Genomic DNA, 17,539 nt, shown 5'->3' on the forward strand with positions numbered 1-17,539 from the left:
GCGGGAACGCCCACGCTCAGGATGACGTAAGGAATTGCCGGTATGTGACGTCAGGCGGCGCCGCGGTCGAGCAGTTGCCTGACCCCCTCAGCCGTCAGAGCCACTTCCTCCGGGGTACCGGCGTCGATGACGAGCGCCAGCGTCTCGGACGGCCAGCGGTGGGCGAGCGTGCGGAGCGGCAGCCGTCGATGCCCGCCGACCTGCGGGAGGGCCTGCTGCAGGCGTGCCTGGGTGGTGAACACCGGTACCAGTTCGGTTCCGTCCTCCTGCGCGTACACGGGCAGGGTCACCTCATCCTGCTCCGGGGCGGCGGCACCGGCCGGCACCAGTACCTCGCTGCCGGCCAAGGTGTTCAGCTCGCTCTCGTTCGCATCACCCTGGACCACGGCACGCAGGGCGAGGTGTACCGCGGGGGCGGCGCCGTCGGAAGAGTGGTCGGTCATGGTCGATCCAATCAGCAGGTCGAACGATCGGGCACCCCGTTGTGCCCTGCGGTCCGCCGGGGCGGATACCCGAACTCGCCCGGGGTCATGTGTTCCGGGAACCCGCCGACCGGTGCTCAGCCCAGCGTCTTGAGCAGCTCCGCGGCGAGCGGGGCGGAGGAGGCCGGGTTCTGGCCGGTGAGGAGGTTGCGGTCGACGACGATGTGCGGCGCCCACGGCTCACCGACCTGGACCTGCACGCCGGCCTCGGTCAGCCGGTCCTGCAGCAGCCACTTGGCCTTGTCGGCGAAGCCGGCCTGGGTCTCCTCGTCGTTGGTGAAGGCGGCCACCCGGTAGCCGGCGAAGGCGTTGACGCCGTCCTGCTCGGCGGCGAGCAGCGCGGCCGGGCCGTGGCAGACGACACCGAGCGGCTTGCCGGACTCCAGGGCGAGGGTGAGCAGCTTGCCGGAGTCGGCGTCGACGGCGAGGTCCTCCATCGGGCCGTGGCCGCCGGGGTAGTACACGGCGGCGTAGTCGTCGAGGTTCACGTCCCGCAGGCTGACGGGGTGCTGCAGCTCGGTGGCCGCGGCGAGCACACCGGCGACACGGTCGGCGTTCTCCTGCCCGCCGTTGTACTCGGCGGCGAGGCTGCCCTTGTCCACGGTCGGTACGACACCGCCCGGCGTGGCGACGACGATCTCGTGACCGGCGGCCTTGAACGCCTCATAGGGGGCGACGGCCTCCTCCGCCCAGAAACCGGTGGGGTGGCGGGTGCCGTCGGCCAGCGTCCAGTAGTCGACACCGGTCATCACGAAAAGGATCTTCGACATGCTCTGTCTCCGAGGGGTCGTCAGCTTGGTGGTGATCCAAACGTAAGCCGCGCCGGCCATCGGAATCCAATAGGCTCAACGATATGAGGGATAGGGAAACCAATGGGCGACAGGAGAGAGCGCAGGTCGGCGGCTCGACGGCACTCGATCTGAATCTGCTGCGCACCTTCCTCGCCGTCTACCGCACCGGCTCCTTCACGGCGGCGGCGCGTCTGCTCGGGCTGTCGCAACCGACGGTCACGACGCAGGTGCGCGCGCTGGAGCGGCAGCTGGACCGGGAGCTGTTCCAGCGCCAGGCCCGCGGGGTCTCCCCCGCGCCGTACGCGGACGAGCTCGCCGCCAGGATCGTGCAGCCGCTGGATTCCCTCGCCACGCTCACGGCCCGGGGCGGCCCGGCCGACGACCAGCCGCCGGAGCCGGTGCACCTGGCGGGACCGCACGAGTTCCTGACCCGCTCGGTCCTTCCCGGCCTCGCGCCGCTGGTGGATCGAGGCGTACGGCTGCGCATCACCCCCGGGCTGACCGAGCCGCTCCTGGACGACCTGAAGGCAGGCCGCCACGACCTGGTGATCGCGACCTTCCGGCCACGCGGCCGCGCCCTGGCCGCCGTGCCCCTCGCGGACGAGGAGTTCGTGCTGGTCGCCGCCCCCGTCTGGGCCGAGCGCATCGGCGGACCGGCCGGGATCGCCGCCGCCGGGCCCGCCGCCCTCCACGGCGTGCCCCTGGTCGCCTACGCCGAGGACCTGCCGATCGTGCGCCGCTACTGGCGTCATGTCTTCGGCAGGCGCCTGGTCTGTCAGCCGGCGGTCACCATGCCCGACCTGAACGCGCTCAAGGCGGCGGTGGCCGGCGGTACGGGCTTCACGGTCCTCCCCCGCTACCTGTGCACCGCCGAACTGGCCTCGGGCGCCCTGGTATTGCTGCACGACCCGGACGACCCACCCATCAACACCGCCTTCCTCGTCCAACGCCCCGGCGCCTCCACCAACCCACACGTGGCCCTGGTCCGCGACCACCTGCTCCAGGCCGTACGCGACAACTGAGCAGCGCACCCACACATGGCGGAACTGGTCCAGGCGGAGGCGCTGCTCGGCGGTGGAGGACGGCCGTACAACGCGTACGGCACCGAGCCTGCCTCCCGACTGGCTCTGCGGACCTTCTTGAGGCGTCTGTGCTCAGTACTTCTTCGCACCCGCCACGATCGCCTCCCGAATGCGGTGGTACGTGCCACAGCGGCAGACGTTGCGGATCTGGTCGAGGTCGGCCTCGGTGATGTCGCGGCCCTCCTCGCGGGCCTGGCGGACCTTGGCGACCGCGGTCATGATCTGGCCGGGCTGGCAGTAGCCGCACTGTGCGACGTCGTACTCCAGCCAGGCCTCCTGCATCGGGTGGAGTTCCCTGCCGACGGTGGCAGGCAGTCCCTCGATGGTCGTCACCTCGTCGGTGGGGCCGAGGTCCTTGACCGGGACGCTGCAGGGGTTGAACGCCTTGCCGTTGATGTGGCTCGTGCAGGCCTGGCACACGCCGAGCCCACAGCCGTACTTCGGTCCGGTGACGCCCAGGACGTCCCGCAGCACCCACAGCAGCCGTACGTCGTCCTCGATGTCCACGGTCACCGGTTTGCCGTTGAGGATGAAGGTGTGTTCGGGCACGAAGGGCCTCCTGGGCTCCTAGTAGACGCGGCTCAGGCCGTCGGTGGGAGACGCCGGGATCGGCGGGGTGGTGGGCAGCGGTTCGAAGCCGAGGGGACCCGCGTGGTTGATCGGGAACGTGGTCGGCATGGTGCCGGTCGCACGCCCGTAGGCGCAGGCCACGGCCGCCATCGCGCCCGCGACGGCCAGTTCGCCGGCGCCGCCGGGCCTGCCGGTGGTCGGCGGCATGACGACGATCTCCAGTTCCGGCGGGGTGTTCCACTGGCGGGTGTAGAAGTAGTTGTCCCAACTGCCTTCCAGGAAATGCCCGTTGTCCAGATGCAGTCCGGAGCTGAGGGTGATCGCGATGCCGTCCATGATGCCGCCCATCATCTGGGCCTGAAGGCCGCGCGGGTTGACGGCGAGCCCGGCGTCGACCGCGCAGACGACCTTGGTGACCCGTGGCCCGGTGCAGGCGTCGGGGACCTCGCGGCCGGTGGTCTGCGGGCGGCAGTCGATCTCGGCGAGGACGGCGACGTAGGCGTGGTACTCGGGGTGCAGGGCGATGCCCTGGGCCGTGCCGGCCGGCATGCCGCGTCCCCAACCGCCCACCTCGGCGGCCTTGTCCAGGACGGCCCGCGCCCGCTCGTCCTTCAGGAAGGCGCGGCGGAACTGATAGGGGTCCTTGCCCATCCGCTTGGCCAGCTCATCCACGATCAGCTCCTGCGCGCACCGCACGTTGGGCGAGTAGATGTTGCGCATGGAGCCGGTGTGGAAGCCCTTGTCGGTCTCGCTGAGCAGCTGGGTGACGACACCGAAGTCGTACGGGGTCTGCTGGGTGAGCGTGAAGATCGTCTCGGAGAAGGTGAGGTCGCCGACGGGCAGCCGGGCCGCCTCGGAGGTGATGATCTCGCCGACGCCGTGCCCGAATTCCGTGGCCACGGAGGTGTGGCGCTGGTCGTAGGTGAGGACCTGGCCCAGCGCGTAGGTGGCACGCACCCGCGAGGTGGACATGGGGTGGGTGCGGCCGTGGCGGAAGTCGTCGGTGCGGTGCCACATCAGCCGGACCGGTTTGCCCGTCGCCTTGGAGATCTCGGCGGCCTCGGCGGCTCCGTCGTGGAAGAGCTTGCGCCCGAAGGAGCCGCCGCCCTGGGTGACATGCACCTTGACCGCGCTCGCCGGCAGTCCCAGGGTGAGCGCGATCTGCTCCTGGGCGGTGATCGGGGACTTCAGACTCGCCCAGATCTCGGCCGAGTCCTCGCGTACGTCGGCGACGGCGCAGTTGGTCTCCAGGGCGCTGTTGCTCGCGAAGTGGAAGGTGAAGCGGGCGTCGACCGACTTGGTGAGCAGGTCGAGGGCGGGCAGCGGGAGTTCGGCCTTGCGCAGCTCGTCGCGGATGGTGTCGTCGGTGGCGTCGTCCACCGTGCCGGGGCCCCAGGTGACCTTCAGGGCGCGCACGGCGTCGATGCACTGCCCGAAGGTACGGCCGCGCACGGCGACGCCGGTGGAGATCCGTACGACGTCGGTGATGCCGGGCATGCCCCGCACCTCGTCGAGGTTGTCGACCGAGCGGACCGTACCGTTGATCGTGGGCGGGCGGCACACCATGGCCGGCAGGGCGCCCGGCACGTGCAGGTCCATGGCGAACTTCTTGCGGCCGGTGACCGCCTCCAGGGCGTCGACGCGGTGCTGCGGGGTCCCGATGACCTTGAACTCGGACGACTTCTTCAGGGTGACCGATACCTGACTCGTCGTCACTGTGGCGGCCTTCTCGGCGAGTTCGCCGTAGGTGAGGCTCTTTCCGGTCACGGAGGAGGTGATGACGCCCAGCTTCGCCGTGAGGGTGCCGACGGCCTCGCCGAGTTCGAGGGCGGCGGCTTCCAGGAGCCGGCCGCGGGCGACGGCGGCCGCCACCCGGATCGGGGTGAAGGTGGAGATGGTGGTGTTGGATCCGCCGGTGAGCTGGTTGAACAACAGCTCGGGGCGGGCGTCGGCGAGGGTGATGCGGACCTTGTCCAGCGGCAGGTCCAGTTCCTCGGCGACCAGCATCGCGCTGGAGGTGGTGATGCCCTGCCCGACCTCGGCCCGGGGCAGCGCGAAGGAGGCGGTGCCGTCGGTGCCGACCCGGATGGTGATCAGGTTCGCGGTGGGCAGGGTGGCATGGGTGAGCATGTCGTTGAGGTCGTAGATCTCGGCCGGTCCGGGCGCGGAGGGCACGACCGCCGCGGCCCGGGCGGGCGCGAGGACGGCCTCGCCGAGCTCGGCGGCGACGGTGAGCGTCGACGCGGCCAGGACGTACCCCAGGAAGCGTCTGCGCCCGATGCCGTCCGGAGCCGGATCGGCGTCCTGCGGCTGCGGGTGTTCGTGGGCTCCCATCAGCGGTCCTCCAAGCGCGCGGCACTCACCTCGACGGCGGATCCCGACTGTGCACGTCAGGCGCGTTCCGCGAAAGATCTCCGGGCCGCTTCCACACGCAAACCCCATAAGTCGTGGGAGGTGTGAAGCGGACGGGCCGGGGCCGGGCGGAAACCCGCATGCGTGGGCAGGCACGGTTCTGCGATCACCCCGGAATGCCCCACGGTCTGAAACCACTGGTCATCCGGAACCACAGGTCATCCGGCACACCCACCGTCTCCCCCTGGCGACCGGTCCGGCCGGTCAAGGGGACGACGCATGCTCCTGGAGCCGACCCGTTTCCGTACGCTGCCCCGTCCGGTGCGCCGGGCGCCGCTCGCCGGTCTGGATGCGCAAGGGCGGGCCCTCGCGTCTCGTCACGCGAGGGCCCTTCGTGCTGCCGCGAGGGCCTGTTCGGCGTATCCGCGGCCGAACAGCACGGCGTGCACCAGCAGCGGGAAGAGCTGATGCAGTGCTACCCGGTCCATCCAGCCTTCGGCCAACGGGGCCGCCTGCCGATAGCCGTCGAGTACGTCCTCCAGGTGCGGGCAGCCGAACAGCTGGAGCATGGCCAGGTCGGTCTCGCGGTGGCCGCCGTGTGCGGCCGGGTCGATCAGCCAGACCTGCCCGTCGGCTCCCCACAGCACGTTGCCGTTCCACAGGTCGCCGTGCAGCCGGGCGGGCGGCTCGGCGGGCCCCGCCAGTTCGGGCAGCCGTTCGCAGACGCGCTCGATCACGGCCGTCTCGGCAGGGCGGACGGTGCCCCGGTCGACGGCCTCGCGCAGATAGGGCAGCACGCGGTGCTCGGCGTACCAGAGGGGCCAGTCGGTGCCGGGAACGTTGCGCATGGGGGCGAGCCCGATGTACGCGTCCACCGGCCCGCCGGGTGGTGGCGTGCCGAACGCGGGGGCGCCCGCGGCGTGCAGGGCGGCCAGCCCGCGCCCGAACCGCACCGCCGCCCGGGCCGTCGGCGGTCCCTGCGCGACCACGTCGGTCACCAGCCAGCGCCGGTCGTGCCCATGGACGGTCGGAACGCGGACCGTGCCGGCGTCGGCCAGCCAGCGCAGCCCGGCCGCCTCCGCCCGCGCCGCGCCGGGATCGTCACCGCGCTTCACCATCACCGACTGCCCGTCGTCGAGGCCGACTTCGGCGAGGGACGCGGACAGCCGTCGCTCGCCGCGCACGGTACGCCCGGTGATCCTGGCCGCGGCCACGCCCGGACCGTCAGTGTCCGGGCCGTCGCCGGGGACGCCGTCGCCGTCTTCGTCGGAGGGGATGCCGAGGTGCACGGACCCCACAGTAGAACCGCCGCGAGCCGGCCGGCGTCGGCCCAGGGCCGGTCAGTCCAGCGGCTCCTCGTCGTCGCCGTCACCGTTCGCGGCGTAGGGATGGACGTACCGCTCGTCGCCGAAGGGGATGAACCAGTCCTGCACGGTGCCCTTGGTGATGCCGTCCGCGGCCGGGGCGTACAGCCACCCGTGGTCCGTGTCCTCGAACACGCCGTCCGCGAAGACCTGCAGGGCGGTTTCGACCTCGTCGCTCAGCAGCTCGTAGAGGTCGGCCGTCACCTCGGCCTGGGCGAGCAGGGACTTCAGCAGCAGTTCCTCGGCCACGCAGCTGGGCCGGCCGAAGTCCGGCTGGGCGAGGTGGCCGGTCATGGTCACGGCGGTGACGGTCAGGCGCCGGACGAACAGGACCGTGTACTGCAGGGCGAACCGCGGGGGCAGATCGTCCAGGACCATGAACGGCGCGTCGGTCTCCGCGACGGTGGGCCCGTCCTCCTCCAGACCGGCCAGGTCCGTGAAGAGCGCGTCGACCAGCAGATCGATCGCGTACACGACGGCGCCGGCCGCGATCTCCGCCGCCTCGCGGCTGACGATCCGCTCCTCCTCGTCCTCGTGGTGGCCGAAGGCCTCGAGCCCGAAGGCCCGCAGGGTCGGTGCGAGAGCGCGGAGGGTGTCGCGCATGGCGTCGACCTCGGCACGCTCGAGCCGGCCCGATCCGGCGGGGGGTTCGGCCGCCGCGTGCCGGCGCGCGCGTTCGGCGGGATCTGCGGGCGGTGCGTCCGGGCCGTCGGCCGCGTCCAGGCTCTCCTGCAGCAGGTCGGGGTGCAGCTCCACCCCGCAGCGGGCGATCTCCCAGTCGGCTAGGGGTTCGCTGCGCTCCAGCAGCTCTGCGACGACCTCACGGGCGGCGTCCTCGGCGAACTCCAGTGCCGGTGCGTCGACGAAGAGCTTCAGCAGGACCCCGGTGGGATGGACGGCGATGACGTCGTCCACCAGGTCGACTTCCATTCCGTCGGGCCCCTCGATCGCTGCGATCGAGTCGAGCCCCTTGCGCAGCAGGAAGCCGACGCCCTCCCGCTGAAGAACGTCGAGCTCCGGGGCGCCCTTGGGGAGGTCCACGTCCACAGTCACCGCGTATGTCACACGATCATGGTGCCTGAGCGGCGGCTTCCCGGGGGCAGGAACCTGCAGGAATCGGGAGTGCGGGGAGCACTCCGTCGGCGTCCTTCGGACACGGCTTTGCATGATCATGCGAGATCATGCATACTCTTCCTATGTCCAAGGTCCTCACCTCCCTGCCCGCCGGCGAGCGCGTCGGCATCGCCTTCTCGGGCGGCCTCGACACCTCCGTCGCGGTCGCGTGGATGCGCGACAAGGGTGCCGTCCCGTGCACCTACACCGCCGACATCGGCCAGTACGACGAGCCCGACATCGCCTCGGTGCCCGGCCGTGCGAAGACGTACGGTGCCGAGATCGCGCGTCTCGTCGACTGCCGTGCGGCGCTGGTCGAGGAGGGCCTGGCCGCGCTGACCTGCGGTGCGTTCCACATCCGCTCGGGCGGGCGTGCCTACTTCAACACCACCCCGCTGGGCCGCGCCGTCACCGGCACCCTCCTGGTGCGGGCGATGCTCGAGGACAACGTCCAGATCTGGGGCGACGGCTCGACCTTCAAGGGCAACGACATCGAGCGGTTCTACCGCTACGGCCTGCTCGCCAACCCGCACCTGCGGATCTACAAGCCCTGGCTCGACGCCCACTTCGTGACCGAGCTCGGCGGCCGCAAGGAGATGTCGGAGTGGCTGGTCGCCCACGGCCTGCCCTACCGGGACAGCACCGAGAAGGCGTACTCCACCGACGCCAACATCTGGGGCGCCACCCACGAGGCCAAGACGCTGGAGCATCTGGACACGGGCGTCGAGACCGTCGAGCCGATCATGGGCGTGCGGTTCTGGGACCCCGAGGTGGAGATCGTCACCGAGGACGTGACGATCGGCTTCGACCAGGGCCGCCCGGTGACGATCAACGGCAAGGAGTTCGCCTGCCCCGTCGATCTGGTGATGGAGGCCAACGCCATCGGCGGCCGCCACGGCCTGGGCATGTCCGACCAGATCGAGAACCGGATCATCGAGGCCAAGAGCCGCGGCATCTACGAGGCGCCCGGCATGGCCCTGCTGCACGCCGCCTACGAGCGCCTGGTCAACGCCATCCACAACGAGGACACCCTCGCCCAGTACCACAACGAGGGCCGTCGCCTCGGCCGCCTCATGTACGAGGGCCGCTGGCTGGACCCGCAGGCGCTGATGATCCGCGAGTCGCTGCAGCGCTGGGTCGGCGCGGCCATCACCGGCGAGGTGACGCTGCGGCTGCGCCGCGGTGAGGACTACTCGATCCTCGACACCACGGGCCCGGCCTTCAGCTACCACCCGGACAAGCTGTCGATGGAGCGCACCGAGGACTCGGCGTTCGGCCCGGTGGACCGGATCGGCCAGCTCACCATGCGCAACCTGGACATCGCCGACTCCCGCGCCAAGCTGGAGCAGTACGTCGGCCTCGGCCTGATCGGCACCGGCAGTCCCACCGTCGGCGCCTCCCAGGCGGCCGCCACCGGCCTGATCGGCACCATGCCGGAGCTGCCGGAGGGCGGCGCGGAGGCCATCGCCTCCCGCGGCGAGGTCTCGGAGGAGGACGCGCTGCTGGACCGCGCCGCGATGGAGTCCGGCACGGACTGACGTCTGCGAACGGAAAAGGGCGGCCGGACACCGTGGTGTCGGGCCGCCCTTTCCGTCGGTGCATCGACGCCCCCGTACCGAGCGGGTTCAGCCGGCCGCCGTGTGCAGGGCCCGCAGCACGTCCTCGTCCGTCAGCTGCTCGAACCTCTCGTAGCAGAGGCCCACGGCCATGAAGGACGCCGGCCGTTGCAGACAGAGCACCTCGTCGGCCTCGGCGCGCATCTGCTGCGCCGCGTGCGGCGAGCCGACCGGCACGGCCAGCACGACCCGCTCGGGAGCCTGACGCCGTACGTGTCGCAGTGCGGCACGGGCCGTCGATCCGGTGGCGAGCCCGTCGTCGACGACGATGACGGTGCGGTCCGCCAGATCGGGCGCGGGGCGGCCCTGGCGGTAGAGGCGTTCGCGGCGGTGGAGTTCCTTGCGTTCGCGTTCCACCACCGGCGCCAGCATGGCCTCGGTCAGGCCCAGTTGGACGAGGGCGTCCTCGTCGAAGAGGGGGTCGTCGTCGCCGACGATCGCGCCGACGCCGAGCTCCTCCTGGAAGGGGGCACCGATCTTCCGTACGACCAGGACGTCGAGCGGGGCATCCAGCGCCCGTGCCACCTCCCGGGCCACGGCGACTCCGCCGCGCGGCAGGGCCAGGACGACGGGGTGCGGCAGGACGCCCTTCTCCTGCTCGAGCCGCAGTCGCCCGGCCAGTTCCCGCCCGGCCTCCGTGCGGTCATGGAACTGCATCGCGGTCGCCACTCCTTCCCGCGCGCGGACGGCCCCCTCGGTCCGCTTCCCCGCGTACCCCGCGCACGCCGGCCGAAGCACGCGCCCCGGCCGTCCCTCCGTCCCCCGGGGTGGAGTCGGCCCGTCACTGCTCCGGGGCGGCCTCGTCTGCGATCTTGAGGCGGTCCTCGCACCAGTTCCGCGCCATCTCCGCGACCTGCTCCAGCGCTCCGGGCTCCTCGAACAGGTGCGTGGCGCCGGGAACGATGCGCAGCGAGTGCGGACCGCTCAGCTCCCGGGCGGCCGCCTGGTTCAGCCGCAGCACTTCCGGGTCGCGGCCGCCGACGATCAGGAGTACCGGGGCCCGTACGCCCGGCAGTACGTCGGCGGCCAGGTCGGGGCGCCCGCCCCGCGAGACGACGGTCAGGGTCCGCCGTGGCCGCTCGGCGGCGGCCACCAGGGCCGCTGCCGCACCGGTGCTGGCACCGAACAGGACGACCGGCAGCGTACGGGTGTCGGGCTGTGTTTCGAGCCAGTCGACGACGGCGACCACGCGTCGGCCCAGCAGGGGGATGTCGAAGCGATACTTCGCCGTCGAGGCGTCCCGGCGGTCCTCCTCCTCGGTGAGCAGGTCCATCAGGGCGGTGCCCAGTCCGGCACCGCGCAGTTCGGCGGCGACCGCGCGGTTGCGGGGGCTGTGCCGCGAGCTGCCGCTGCCGTGCGCGAACACCACGACCGCGCGGGCCGGGTCGGGCAGGACCAGATCGCCCGGAAGGGCCACGCCGTCGGCGGGAACCGAGATCAGCTGGGAGATCATCGCCATCATCTTCTTCCTCGTGGCCGGCCCGGCAGGGCCTCGTATGGCCTACCGGGTCACGGGTACCCGTAGCGGTGGAACACCTCTTGCGAGGAGATGACTCGGATGCTGCTCATCGGACTGCTTCTCCTCGGGGCGACAGGCGCCTTCACCGCCCTGGCGATCGCCGGCAACCTGTCCGGGGGCCCCGACTACACCGTCTCGGTGCTCGATCACCAGATCGCCACCATGAACACACTGGCCGTCTTCAGCTCAGGCCTCGCGCTGGCGCTCATCTTCTGCCTGGCGCTGGCCACCGCGGTGAGCGGCGCCTCGCACCGCCCGACGCATCGCCGCCACCGCAGGGTGCGCACGCGCCACGCCGGTGACACGACCCGTGTCGACGACATGACGGGGCCGGACACGCGGGCCTGAGCCGCCTCACCGGTCCCGCAGCCGCACGAGGTGATACAGCACCGGCATCACGGTCGTGCGGTTCTCCTTCAGCGTGGGCTGCAGGAAGCGGTAGAAGCTCGGCTTGGTGAACTGGCGCAGGGCGACGGCCGCCAGCCCCAGGTCCCAGTGGGCGTGGCCGACGAAGCAGTAGTCGGAGGCCGTGCCGTCGAGGGGTTGCAGCAGCAGCGAGTTGTCGAGACCGGTTTCGACGGCGTACCAGCCCGCGAGGTGCTCCCAGAGGTCCGCGATGAGCTCGGGGTCGTCACCGACGAAATAGCTGAACTGGAACAGGCCTTCCTGACTGCGGCCCACGTCGGCGACGCATTTGCCGCAGCGGGCCGCCATCACATGGACGTCGCCGGCGGCCTGGTCCAGCCGCTCGCGCAGGTGACGGTAGGCAGCGCTGTCCTGCACCTGGTCGATGTCCTGCGGGGTCCTGGTCTCGACGAGGACGACGACGTCGTAGCGGGCCGGGTGCACGGTGTCCGCGGGGTGCAGGCCGACGGTCGGTGCCACGGCGGTGGCCCGGTAGACGCTCGCCCGTTTCACCTCGCCCAGGCTGGCCAGGTCCTCCGCCTCGGCCCGCAGCAGATCGAGCAGGTGCGTCTTGCCGCGGCTGTGGCCGGGCCTGCCGATCCCGCCCGGTGGTTCCACCGCTGCGGCGATGTGCAGGTAGCCGGACGGCGGCGGCTCGGTGAGGTGCGCCGGGGCGAACTTGGGGCGTGGGTGAACGAGGGTGACGCTCATAGGGTTCTCCCGCGGTGCGGTGCGTTCCCTGGTCGTCGTTGCACCTACCCGAAGTGCACCGGCTCACGCTCGCCCCGGCCGTGCGGCCGCCGCTACCGTGGGGGCATGGGCGGCGGCGCGGTGACGCTGTTCCTGTGCGGTGATGTGATGCTCGGGCGCGGCGTCGACCAGATCCTGGCGCATCCCGGCGGGCCGGAACTGCGGGAGGGGTACGTCGAGGACGCCCGCTCCTATGTCCGGTTGGCGGAGTCGCTGAACGGTCCGATCCCCGCCCCCGTCGCCCCCTCCTGGCCATGGGGCCAGGCGCTGCGCCTGCTGGAACGGGCCGCCCCGGACGTCCGGATCGTGAATCTGGAGACGTCCGTGACGTGCAGCGACGCCTTCGCACCCGACAAGCTGATCCACTACCGCATGCACCCGGCCAACCTGCCCGCCCTCGGCGTGGCCGCCCCGGACGTCTGCGTCCTGGCCAACAATCACGTGCTGGACTTCGGACGCGAGGGCCTGGCGGACACGTTGGACGCACTCGCCGGGGCGGGCCTGCGGGCGGTGGGGGCGGGGCGCAGCGCCGAGGAGGCCTACGCGCCTGCCGTGGTGCCGGTCCCCGGAGGCGGCCGGGTGCTGGTGTTCGCCCTCGGGGCGCGCTCCAGCGGTGTTCCGCCGGGCTGGGCGGCCACCTCCGACCGGCCCGGGGTGGCCTGCCTGCCCGAGGTGTCGGCGGCCGCGGCCGCGGAGGTGGTACGGCGGGTGCGGGAGGAAAGGCGTGCGGGCGACGTCGTGGTCGTGTCCGTGCACTGGGGTTCGAACTGGGGCTACCGGGTGCCCCGTGAGCACGTCCGCTTCGCCCGCGCCCTGGTGGACGGCGGTGTCGACGTCGTCCACGGCCACTCCTCGCACCACCCCCGCCGGATCGAGGTGTACCGCGACCGGCTGATCCTGTACGGCTGCGGCGACTTCATCGACGACTACGAGGGCATCGGGGGCTACGAGGAGTACCGCGACGACCTGCGGATCGCCTACCTCGTCACGGTCGCGGCGGACACGGGGCGCCTGACCGGCCTGCGCCTGGTGCCCCTGCGGGCCCGGCGCATGCGGCTCGAGCCCGCATCGGACGCGGACCGCGACTGGCTGTGCGCCACAGTGAACGGCATCAGCGAGGCCGTACACATGACCCTGGATCCAGACGGCACCCTCACGCTGACGCACCGGTCCCGGACCGGCTCGTGAACCGATGGCCGCGGCTCCAGGGGCGCGGACCTGATGTTCGCCGAGGCGGCCGCCTGGGGCCGGCCGGGCATCCGGGCCATCGACTCGGTGGGGACGATTGAGGTCAACGGTTCGGGGCCGCCCTGCTGATGTCCGTCAGGGCCGTGTGCGGGTCCTCGGTGCCGGCGAGGTCGCCGATGCTGACGATGCCGACCGGGCAGCCGCCGTGCTCGACGACCGGGAGGCGGCGGACGGCGTAGGCGCGCATCAGCTCTATGGCGCGGTCCGTCGTGTCGTCGGGCGTCAGGGTCACCACGGGCGGTGGCGTGCACACCGAGCCGACGGTCGTGACGGCGGGGTCGCGGCCCGCGGCGAGGGCCCGGACCACGATGTCCCGGTCGGTGAGCACACCGAACAGGTCGCAGTCGTAGGCCACCAGCACATCGCCGACGTCCTGCTCCCGCATCAGACGGGCCGCTCGCGCCACCGTGGTCATGGGCTCGACGGCGGCCGCGCCGGGTGACATCACGTCGCGTATCTTCCGGGTCATGGCAGCTCCTAGCTCCTGCATCGGCGGGTGGTGCACTCGCCCGCGTAGCCCGCAGCGCACGCGGTAAACCGGCCGTCGGCCTTCGCTGAGCGGGCGTCACCGCAGTCCGGGCAGGCTGCGCAGCTCTTCGATCTTCAGGAGACGGGCCAGAACGAGAAACGTCGGCGCCAGGACGAGGGTTCCGGCGGCGAGGGCGCCCGCGGTGGCCCAGGTGCCGCTGCCCAGGAAACCGGCGCAGGCGTGTGCGGCGCCCCAGCCGGCGGCCGCGGCGAGGGCCGCGGCGGACAGCAGCTTGAGATAGGTGCGGCGCAGGGCGCCGTCGTCCAGCGGGCCGCCGGTCCTGCGGCGCAGCAGCCGTGCCGTGAGCGCGAGGCCGACGAGGTAGGACAGGGTGTAGGCGCCGGCCATGCCGGTCACGGACCAGCGGGCGGGCAACAGCACCTGGCAGGCGGTGGCCAGGGCGACGTTCACCGCCGAGATCCACACGGCCATGAAGAACGGGGTGCGGGTGTCCTCGAAGGCGTAGAAGCCGCGCAACAGCAGGTACTGGGCGGAGAACGGGATCAGGCCGAGAGCGAAGGCCTGCAGCATCTGGCCGCCCGGCTGTGCGGTGGTGGCGTCGGACGCGCCGTGGGCGAACATCAGCGTGGCGATCTGTGGGCCCAGCGCGAGGAAGAGGAAGGCGGCCGGCACGATGACGACGCCGCTGACGCGCAGGGCCCGCGACAGGTCGGCGCGCAGGTCCGCGACACGTCCCTCGGCGGCGGCCCTGCTCATCCGCGGCAGCAGCACCGTCACCAGGGACACCGTGACGATGGACTGGGGCAGCAGCCAGATGGTCTGCGCGTACATGTAGTTCGAGTAGCCCACGCCGGCCTTCGGCATGTGCGCGTCGGCGGTGTTGGCATAGTTGGTGATCACCGCCAGGGAGACCTGGTTGGCGAGGACGAACAGCAGCGTCCACTTCGCCGCGTGGACACCGGCGCCCAGGCCGGTGCCGCGCCAGTCGAACCGGGGGCGCAGCCGGAATCCGGCGGCCCGCGCGAACGGGATCAGCGCCAGGGCCTGCACGGCGATGCCCGCGGTGGTCCCGATGCCCAGGTACCGCACCTGGGTCGCGGTGATGTCCTCGACCCGCCCCGGGACGGTCATCAGGCCCAGGTAGGCGCCGAACATGCCGATCAGGACGACGTTGTTGAGGACCGGGGTCCACATCATCGCGCCGAACTTCTCGCGGGCGTTGAGGACTTGGCCGTAGATGCCGAACAGACCGTAGAAGAAGATCTGCGGCAGCAGGAACCGGCCGAAGGTCACCGTGAGCTGGTAGGCCTCGTGCCGGTCCGGGGTGTCCTGGATGTAGACGCCGACGATCTGCGGTGTGGCCCACACGGCGAGCGCGGTGCCCACACCGAGCACGCACACCACGAGCGTCACCAGGCGCTGCTCGTAGGCCCGGCCGCCGTCCGGATGGGTGGCGCGTGCCCGTACCAGCTGGGGCACCAGGACGGCGTTCAGCGCGCCGCCGATCAGCAGTGTGTACAGGCTGGTCGGCACCGTGTTCGCGGTGTTGTACGTGCCCGCCAGCTGGCTCACGCCCAGTGCCGCGGCCTGCAGCACCTGCCGTATCAGCCCCGTGGCGCGGGACACGACAGTGGCCACGGCCATCAGCATCGACGACCGGGCCGGTCCCCCTGTCGCCGCCGTCCTCCGCCGGGCGGCACGCCGCCCTCGTATTCCGTTTCCGTCGCCCGATGACGTGGTCGGCGTCGCGGGCTGCTCCCCCTGCTTCATGCGGCCAACCTATGCCATCAAGATCCCCGCAACCGCCGGCCGCGTTCGCCGAGCCACTGCGCGCACCGCTTCATCCGCAGCCGGGCCTCGGGAAACGCTCCTTGCCACGCCTCCTCGGGTGTCAACTCAGATCGCCCGTCGATGACTTGGATGAACGTGACGCCCAAGGTGGCAGCCCAGTCGGGATGACAGCCTGGGCGGAGCAGCGGCCCGCCGCGGCCCTGCCTCGCTGGCAGGACGGCGAGGGCTTCGGCTTCGGTCCTACGGGCACCGGTCCGCAGCCCGGCCCAGGGCACCGAGATGTGGTTGGCCATCATCTGGTGCCTGGCGGACCTGCTGGGCCGCTCCGCCGAACTCGGCTACCGCCCGCGAGGCGTCCACCGCCCGGAGCCGGTCCGCAACGTCCTGCGGCGCTGAGTCCTACCTGCGCCGCCACGGCAGGACCGCCGGATCGGTCTCGGCGCTCTCCACCCGGTGCAGGGCGTCGCTGATGGCCTCCCCGATCTCGGCGAACTGCCGTACCTGTTCCGGGGTGAGGGCGTCGAACACGGCCCGGCGCACGGCGTCGACATGGCCCGGGGCGGCCCGGTCCAGCAGGGCGCGGCCCTCGTCGGTGAGGACGGCGAGCTGGCCGCGGCCGTCGGCGGGGTCCTCGCGGCGGTCGACGAGGCCGACCTCCCGCAGCCGGTTCACCGCATGGGTGAGCCGGCTGCGGGTGATCTTGAGCCGCTGGGCCAGCTCGGACATCCCGAGGACGCCGTCGGGCGTCGAGGAGAGATACGCGAGAAGGCTGTAGTCGGCATGCGTCATGCCCGCGTCGCGCCGCAGTTGACGGTTGAGATAGTCGGCGAGCAGCGTGGAGAAGTCGACGTAAGCCAGCCAGGCTCGTCGTTCCTCGGCGTTGAGCCAGCGCGGCGTAGTGGACATGCGGCCACTCTATCGCGTTTGAATTTTCAAGCACACCTTGTTCGGCTGTTCCGGCGCTCCTCCCCGGGTGAGCGTAGGAGTGAGGAGGTCGGGGACGCGAAGACGCCCCGGTGCGGATCGCGTCGCGGATCTTCTTCCGCAGGGCGTCGTCGAGGACCGGCCCGGCCACAAGCACCGGCGACGCCGGGCGGAGACCCGGCGGGCAATGGACGCGGCGGTGGCCGACGCGCTGGAGGAGTTCGGCCGGCGGAGTCGCACCCCGAGCTGATGCGGGTACTGCGCCACCGCGGGCTCGGCCATCTGCACTCCGACAAGGGGCTTGCCCCTCGCGCGCTGCGCGACCTGGCGGTCGGCGTCGCCTCCGGCCGCTTCGCCCCCGCGGACCCCGCTGTCGCCCTGTCCGCGCTGGGCGGATCCCTGCCGGCCCTGGTGGAGCTGCGGTTCGCCCGCCCCGTCCCGGACGGTGACGAGGCGGCGGCGCATCTGGTCAAGATGGTGCTGCGCATGGTGGGCGTGCCGTCCGACGACGCCCGCGAGGTCGTCCGGCGCCCGCTGCCGGACCTCGGCTGAGAGACCGGGCGGGGCCTGCTACAGCCCCCGCGCATCCACGCCTCGGCCTCGGCCCGCAGGTTCCGCAGTCCGCGCACCTGCTCGGGGTCGCCGAAGACGGCGGCGAGCGCCGTGCCGAACGCGGTGACGGGGGACGCCTGATCCAGTGCCACCAGTTGAGAGGGCGCAGGTGCTCGGGCGCCCGGCCGCTGCGGACACCGTCGATCCGCATCGGTACCAGCCGTACGTCACGGAGCCGTGCGACCCGTTCCCGCCACTGCGGGTCGTCCACGGCGGCCTCGGAGATCAGGACGACCACCACGTCCGCGGCGGCCTCGTCCACCAGCGAGAGCCCGGCGGCCACGAGGAAATCCTGCAACGATCGCGCAGTCGCGGCGTCCTGCGCCACGGACACAACGGTGACACCGGGTACCGGCCTGTTTACGGACATGCCCCATTACAGCGGATGTTGGGCATCTCAATCAGCCGTCACCACCTTTGCCCGTCCCGA

16 protein-coding genes and 2 pseudogenes are annotated in these 17,539 nt (G+C 71.7%); 6 read left to right on the top strand and 12 right to left on the bottom strand.

The genetic code is table 11. From position 1 onward, the window contains the following. Positions 1-50 precede the first annotated feature (50 nt). A complete protein-coding gene (locus ACWC1K_RS02285; protein WP_450828103.1) occupies positions 51-443 on the bottom strand; it encodes an SseB family protein in 393 nt (130 codons plus the stop codon). Positions 444-559: 116 nt separating this feature from the next. Then, a complete protein-coding gene (locus ACWC1K_RS02290; RefSeq protein WP_450828105.1) occupies positions 560-1,252 on the bottom strand; it encodes a type 1 glutamine amidotransferase domain-containing protein in 693 nt (230 codons plus the stop codon). Positions 1,253-1,335: 83 nt separating this feature from the next. Between ACWC1K_RS02290 and ACWC1K_RS02295 the strand changes: the two genes are divergently transcribed. Further along, the gene (locus ACWC1K_RS02295; protein WP_450828107.1) at positions 1,336-2,295 is read left to right on the top strand and encodes a LysR family transcriptional regulator; all 960 of its coding nucleotides are present in this window, start codon (positions 1,336-1,338) and stop codon (positions 2,293-2,295) included. Positions 2,296-2,427: 132 nt separating this feature from the next. On the opposite strand, the gene ACWC1K_RS02300 is transcribed toward ACWC1K_RS02295, so the two are convergent. From ACWC1K_RS02300 to ACWC1K_RS02315, 4 genes are all read right to left on the bottom strand, one after another. Continuing rightward, entirely contained in the window at positions 2,428-2,904 is a 477-nt protein-coding gene (locus ACWC1K_RS02300; RefSeq protein ID WP_450828109.1) for a (2Fe-2S)-binding protein, read from the bottom strand. Positions 2,905-2,922: 18 nt separating this feature from the next. Then, the gene (locus ACWC1K_RS02305; protein WP_450828111.1) at positions 2,923-5,259 is read right to left on the bottom strand and encodes a molybdopterin cofactor-binding domain-containing protein; all 2,337 of its coding nucleotides are present in this window, start codon (positions 5,257-5,259) and stop codon (positions 2,923-2,925) included. Positions 5,260-5,654: 395 nt separating this feature from the next. Then, positions 5,655-6,491, bottom strand: coding sequence for a fructosamine kinase family protein (locus ACWC1K_RS02310; RefSeq protein ID WP_450828694.1), 837 nt, complete (start codon positions 6,489-6,491; stop codon positions 5,655-5,657). A 126-nt stretch (positions 6,492-6,617) separates the two neighbouring features. Next, a complete protein-coding gene (locus ACWC1K_RS02315; RefSeq protein ID WP_450828113.1) occupies positions 6,618-7,706 on the bottom strand; it encodes a hypothetical protein in 1,089 nt (362 codons plus the stop codon). Positions 7,707-7,837: 131 nt separating this feature from the next. Between ACWC1K_RS02315 and argG the strand changes: the two genes are divergently transcribed. Beyond that, positions 7,838-9,292, top strand: coding sequence for an argininosuccinate synthase (argG, locus tag ACWC1K_RS02320; RefSeq protein ID WP_450828695.1), 1,455 nt, complete (start codon positions 7,838-7,840; stop codon positions 9,290-9,292). Positions 9,293-9,379: 87 nt separating this feature from the next. Here argG and ACWC1K_RS02325 read toward each other — a convergent pair whose 3' ends face one another. Both ACWC1K_RS02325 and ACWC1K_RS02330 read right to left on the bottom strand, forming a co-directional pair. Continuing rightward, on the bottom strand, positions 9,380-10,027 hold the full coding sequence (locus ACWC1K_RS02325; protein ID WP_450828115.1) for a phosphoribosyltransferase: 648 nt from the start codon (positions 10,025-10,027) through the stop codon (positions 9,380-9,382). Between the two features lie 124 nt (positions 10,028-10,151). Beyond that, entirely contained in the window at positions 10,152-10,823 is a 672-nt protein-coding gene (locus tag ACWC1K_RS02330) for a dienelactone hydrolase family protein (RefSeq protein WP_450828117.1), read from the bottom strand. A 105-nt stretch (positions 10,824-10,928) separates the two neighbouring features. On the opposite strand from ACWC1K_RS02330, the gene ACWC1K_RS02335 reads away from it, so the two are divergent. Next, positions 10,929-11,237, top strand: a complete 309-nt coding sequence (locus tag ACWC1K_RS02335; RefSeq protein ID WP_450828119.1) for a hypothetical protein — start codon at positions 10,929-10,931, stop codon at positions 11,235-11,237. A 6-nt stretch (positions 11,238-11,243) separates the two neighbouring features. On the opposite strand, the gene ACWC1K_RS02340 is transcribed toward ACWC1K_RS02335, so the two are convergent. Next, a complete protein-coding gene (locus ACWC1K_RS02340) occupies positions 11,244-12,005 on the bottom strand; it encodes a hypothetical protein (protein ID WP_450828121.1) in 762 nt (253 codons plus the stop codon). Between the two features lie 105 nt (positions 12,006-12,110). On the opposite strand from ACWC1K_RS02340, the gene ACWC1K_RS02345 reads away from it, so the two are divergent. Further along, entirely contained in the window at positions 12,111-13,232 is a 1,122-nt protein-coding gene (locus ACWC1K_RS02345) for a CapA family protein (RefSeq protein WP_450828123.1), read from the top strand. Positions 13,233-13,335: 103 nt separating this feature from the next. On the opposite strand, the gene ACWC1K_RS02350 is transcribed toward ACWC1K_RS02345, so the two are convergent. Beyond that, complete coding sequence (locus ACWC1K_RS02350; RefSeq protein WP_450828125.1) at positions 13,336-13,761, bottom strand: CBS domain-containing protein; 426 nt, start codon at positions 13,759-13,761, stop codon at positions 13,336-13,338. A 96-nt stretch (positions 13,762-13,857) separates the two neighbouring features. Beyond that, on the bottom strand, positions 13,858-15,552 hold the full coding sequence (murJ, locus tag ACWC1K_RS02355; protein ID WP_450828127.1) for a murein biosynthesis integral membrane protein MurJ: 1,695 nt from the start codon (positions 15,550-15,552) through the stop codon (positions 13,858-13,860). Between the two features lie 191 nt (positions 15,553-15,743). On the opposite strand from murJ, the pseudogene ACWC1K_RS02360 reads away from it, so the two are divergent. Then, positions 15,744-15,969, top strand: a pseudogene (locus ACWC1K_RS02360) (acyltransferase); the annotation flags it as partial. Between the two features lie 3 nt (positions 15,970-15,972). On the opposite strand, the gene ACWC1K_RS02365 reads toward ACWC1K_RS02360, so the two are convergent. Next, a complete protein-coding gene (locus ACWC1K_RS02365; RefSeq protein ID WP_450828129.1) occupies positions 15,973-16,479 on the bottom strand; it encodes a MarR family winged helix-turn-helix transcriptional regulator in 507 nt (168 codons plus the stop codon). 240 nt (positions 16,480-16,719) lie between these two features. Here ACWC1K_RS02365 and ACWC1K_RS02370 point away from each other — a divergent pair. Further along, positions 16,720-17,049, top strand: a pseudogene (locus ACWC1K_RS02370) (TetR/AcrR family transcriptional regulator); the annotation flags it as partial. Positions 17,050-17,539: the final 490 nt, after the last annotated feature.

The organism is Streptomyces sp. NPDC001492 (assembly GCF_053597275.1).